Here is a 4,980-nt window from a genome sequence, read left to right on the forward strand (position 1 = left end):
CAATCCACTTCTTTGCACTAGATAGATATATCTTTCTTTTTTACTCTTCAAAGAAAGATAATACTCTTTCTCTTCTTTAGTCCAAGGAGCAAGACTTCCTTTAGTAGGTTCTTTTAAATAAAGCTCTCTCCAATTTAAAAAATACTCTTGATCCCTCTTTCCTTGAAGAGAGTTAAGATTGGGATCAAGATAGCTAGGAGTATAGGAAGAGTAGGGGGAGGAGGTGAGGATTTGCTCTACTTCTAGGAGCATTTTTGCTTTTTCTTCTTTAAAGATTCTCTCGCCATCGTTTGGATTAGGGATGATTAAATTTGTTTCTTTATCAAATTCCACCCTATCCCCTGCAAGTGTAGTGACTCCATAAGTTTCTTTCATCTTTTCTCCTTTATCTTTATCTAAACACCCTAGAAAGAAAAGGGCTGAGAAAGTGACTGCAATGAGCGCTTTTATTGGTTTTTCTCCCAAGCACTTTGATTCATCATCTCGTCGATGATTTTATAGTCAAGATTCCACCATTTGGATGGGGAATATTCAAAACTACTTGCACCTTTAAACATCGCTTTCATTGTTTTAACATTTCTCACATCCCATTTTTTTAAAGAGCGATTGAAGGATGTGGCATTTTTAAACATTTCGCTCATATCTCTGACATTAAATACATCCCAATCTTGCAGGGCTCTATCAAAAGAGATTGCCCCCATAAACATTGCTTGCATGTTTTTGACATTACTTACATTCCACTTCTCTAGAGGTTTATCAAATTTTATTGCTCTCTCAAACATATGACTCATATTTTCTACATTGCTGACATTCCAATCTTCTAGTGCTGAGTTGAAACTACTTGCACCTTTGAACATTGCTTGCATGTTTTTGACATTTCTCACATCCCATTTTTCAAGGGGTTGATTGAAGTTTTGTGCGTCATAAAACATCCCTGACATATTTTGGACTTTTTTTACATCCCAATTTTTGAGGGGTTGATTGAAGGAGGTGGCTCTGAAAAACATATAACTCATATCTTCGACATTTTTTACATTCCATTTGTCTAGGGGTTGGTTGAATGCTATGGCTTTGGAAAACATATCTACCATAATGATTGCCTTTGCAACATTCCAAGAGTTTAGAGGTTGATTGAAGCTCTCGGCACCAAAAAACATCCCATCAAAGCTTATTACATTACCAACATCCCAAGAATCTAGGGGCTGATTGAAAGAGCGGGCTTCTTCAAAAACTCTATCCATTAATGTAACCTTACTGACATCCCATTTGTCAATGGGTTGATTGAAAGTGTAGGCTTCTTCAAAGATTGCGCGCATTTTTTTGAGGCTTGAGGTGTTCCAAGAGTTTAGGGGCTGATTGAAGTTTTGTGCGCCTGAGAACATTTGCTCCATATCTTCTACCTTGCTAACATCCCACTTATCTAGAGGTTGGTTGAAATTGCTAGCACCAAAAAACATCCCCGACATATTTTTGACATTGCTAACATCCCAAGAGTTTAGAGATTGGTTGAACTTATGGGCGTGAGAAAACATTCCTGTCATATTTGCTACCTTGCTAACATCCCACTTATCTAGAGGTTGGTTGAAGACAAAAGCGTCCCCAAACATTGCTTCTGCATTGGTGAGATTGGAGGTGTTCCAAGAGTTTAGGGGCTGATTGAAGTTTTGTGCGCCAAAAAACATAAAGCTCATATCTTTGACATTACTTACATCCCAAAGCTCAATGCCTTCAAATTCTTTATTTGTGCGTGGGCTGTTATAAAAAAGTCCTCTCATGCTTGTGATTTTGCTGACATCAATTTGAGAGAGTGGGATTTTTGGGTCTTGGATGAGAGTTTTAAGCTCTTGGAGGGTGCTGGGTGTATATGTGGTGCAAAACTTTGCAGTGACTTGTTCGCATTTGTCCAAAAGAGTTTGGGCTTTTGACTTGGTTTTTAGGAATGGATTTTTTTCTTTCCAAGAGCTTAGGTCTTGACTAAAGGGGCTTAGCAAAAACATCTCTTCGATATTTTCTACATTTGAAACATCCCAATGGTTGAGGGGTTGGTTGAAATGACTTTGAAAAAACATATAGCCCATGGTTTTGACTTTGCTGACATCCCAAGAATTCAGGGGTTGGTTAAAATCACTTTTGCAAAACATTAGGCTCATATTTTCTACTTTGCTGACATTCCATTTTTCAAGAGGCTGATTGAAAGAGCTGTGAAAAAACATCCCCATCATATTTTTGACATTGCTGACATTCCAAGAATTAAGTGGGGAGTTGAAAGAAGAGTTATAAAACATAAACTCCATATTCTCTACATTTCCCACATCCCAAGAATCAAGAGGAGAATTAAAATTAAAGGTATCTGCAAACATATAACGCATATTTTTGACTTTGCTAACATCCCAAGAGTTGAGAGAAATCTCTTCAAGCTCTGCACCTCTAAACATCCCTGCCATATTTTCTACATTACTCACATTCCAAGATTCAATCCCACTTAAATCTCTATTGATCCCAGTGCATTCATTGGTAAAAGTGTAATTGCGACAGAAAAGATAGCTCATGTCTTTGATATTGCTGACGTCAATCGTGCTGAGTTTTACACTCTCATCCTTTAATAAAGCGATGAGCTCGTGTTTGCTTTGGGGGACAAAAAGGATTTCTGCTTGGACTTGCAAGAGAAGCAATAAGGGCAAAAAGAGACTTTTCATTTTTTCTCCTAAATGGTGTAGTAGTGTAATTCTTGCAATAAAAGAAGTTCAACAGCCCTTTTTCCGTATTCCAGAGCTGTTTGCTTCTCAATCTTTAAAACATTGATGTAATACTCTTGGGTGTCTTTGATGCATTTGTTGTAGGCTTCAAGTAAATCAGGGTATTGATTGATGATCATTTTAATCCATCCAAAATATCGATAATCTGGATCTTCTGTGGCAGAGTAGTCCCACTTAGAGCTTGAGGTGATGTCAAATTTGGGAAAGAAAGAGTAGATGAGCTCATTTTTTCTTTGCTCTGCCCCAATTCCAAATCTCATGCTTCCTCGAAGAGAATAGGGTCTTGCTTCAAGGAATTCTAAGATTTTGGAGTAATTCTTTGCTTCTAGGATTGGAGAGATTGAGATGATTTGATAAGGAGGTGGCACATCTCCACAAAAACTCCCCAAAAAATCATCTCGACCGCCTCCATAATACATTCCCATATATTTGAAAACGGAAGGATGGGAAAGAATCATCCCATAAGCGTAGCAACCTCCCGAAAAATAAATCACTTCAAAAATATCTTCAACGCTTTTAAACTCGGAGGGTTTGGCATAGTCTAGACAGAAATTGGATGTGTCGTCTTGAGTGCAGTCTTTGAGGAGAGAGTCTACATATTCATTGGCTAGACGATTGGCTTCTTTTTGATCTGCATTGGGGTTGTTGAGATAGAGATAGGCTAGATAGAGTTTTGCATCTTGAGATTCTTTTTCTTTGGAATTTAGGGATTGTAAGAAAAGTTGTGTAGCCTTATTATCATTCACACCAATGAGGGCAAAGGCTTCATCAAACAAACTCTGCTCTTTTTGCTTTAGAGACTGTGGAGATGGGGCGGGGGTAAAAGGATTTTTTTCTCCCCAAGAGCTGAGGTCTTGCTTGAAAGCTTTTGCATTGTAAAACATTGCCTCTGTTTCGGTTTTGCTATTGAGTATCCAAGAGCTTAGAGGTTGATTGAAAGCTTCTGTATCTCTAAACATTGCATTCAAATCTTCCACATTGCTTACATTCCATTTCTCTAGAGGTTGGTTGAATGCTTGAGTTAAGGCAAACATCCCTACCATATTTTTGACATTGCTGACATTCCATTTTTCTAGGGGTTGGTTGAAACTCTCAGCGCCAAGGAACATTAGTCCCATATCTTCAACTCTGCTAACATCCCAATTCTCTATGGGTTGATTGAAGAGTGTTGCATTGACAAATAATCCCCTCATGCTTCTGACATTGCTTACATTCCAAGAACCTATCCCCTCAAAATCCTTTCTGTTTTTTGCTGAGTCATTGCACTCGCTCCATTGGGCTCTGCAAAACAGATAGCTCATATCCACAATCTTGCTAGTGTCGATAGTGTCTAGATTGATTGATTCATTTTTGAGCAATTCCAAAAGTTCTTTTTTGTCTTTGGGGAAGTATTGGTGTTCTGCAAATAATAATAAAGAGGAGAAAAAAGAGAGCAAGAAAAAATATCTTAATCGCATAGTAAATCCTTTGACCCAAAATTTGACCCAAAAAGAATAATTTTAACTCAAAGTTTTCTATCTATGGGGCTTATAAGGTTTGATGGGGTATTTTGCTTTGGCTTTTGTCATGAGCTTCTAAGAATGAAGAATATTAGAATGCATGAGACAATGAAGCAAAGCATAACTTGCATCGGCTACATTTGCATAGTCTTTGATTTTTGTGATTTGTTCTTTTGGTGTCATAGAAAATCCCTTGCTACCTTATCTACCTTTTCAAACTTCCCATTTCTAAGTTCAAAGGTATTAGATCCTCCAATTTGAATCAAAACATTATTAGTCAGTCTAAAACCTGCTCCCTCATCTCCAAAGAGTCCATATTGGGTACAGATATCTAAAATGTCTGTATAGATTGTGATAATGACTTTTTTCCCATCCCCACACTCATAAAAGCTTGTGGTTTTTAAAGAAAGCTTAAGCTTTTTATATGCTTCTTCCCCTACAAACTCTTTGATCTTCTCATAATAGGGTTCAAAGTATTCTCTATAAGGTCCAAAAGCTTGATTGTGATATGTGCACCCATTGGAGAGGGTTTGGGGGTATTTTTCTTCAAACCCTGCGTAAACTTGTTTATAAGCTTCTCTCCATGCCTCATCGTATTGCTTTTTCTTGAAATAATCTCCTTGTGGAGTAGTGGCCTCTTTGATATCTTCATCTGTGAATTTATATTTCTTTTTAACAATTTCGTTTGTCTTTTTTTCTGCAATTGGAAAGAGTTTGTCTTTTTC

At 37.5% G+C, this 4,980-nt stretch carries 3 protein-coding genes and 1 pseudogene; all 4 read right to left on the bottom strand.

Features of this window, described 5'->3' with window-relative positions; genetic code table 11:
* A pseudogene (locus LW137_RS06935) lies at positions 1 to 375 on the bottom strand (hypothetical protein); the annotation flags it as partial.
* A 71-nt stretch (positions 376 to 446) separates the two neighbouring features.
* Positions 447 to 2,696 (bottom strand): BspA family leucine-rich repeat surface protein, encoded by a 2,250-nt coding sequence (locus LW137_RS06940; protein ID WP_233034865.1) that lies wholly within the window; start codon positions 2,694 to 2,696, stop codon positions 447 to 449.
* 8 nt (positions 2,697 to 2,704) lie between these two features.
* Positions 2,705 to 4,213, bottom strand: coding sequence for a BspA family leucine-rich repeat surface protein (locus tag LW137_RS06945; RefSeq protein WP_233034867.1), 1,509 nt, complete (start codon positions 4,211 to 4,213; stop codon positions 2,705 to 2,707).
* Positions 4,214 to 4,434: 221 nt separating this feature from the next.
* On the bottom strand, positions 4,435 to 4,980 hold a 546-nt coding region (locus tag LW137_RS06950), incomplete at its 5' end, for a hypothetical protein (RefSeq protein ID WP_233034869.1).

It is taken from the genome of Helicobacter kayseriensis (assembly GCF_021300655.1).
Lineage (GTDB): Bacteria > Campylobacterota > Campylobacteria > Campylobacterales > Helicobacteraceae > Helicobacter_G > Helicobacter_G kayseriensis.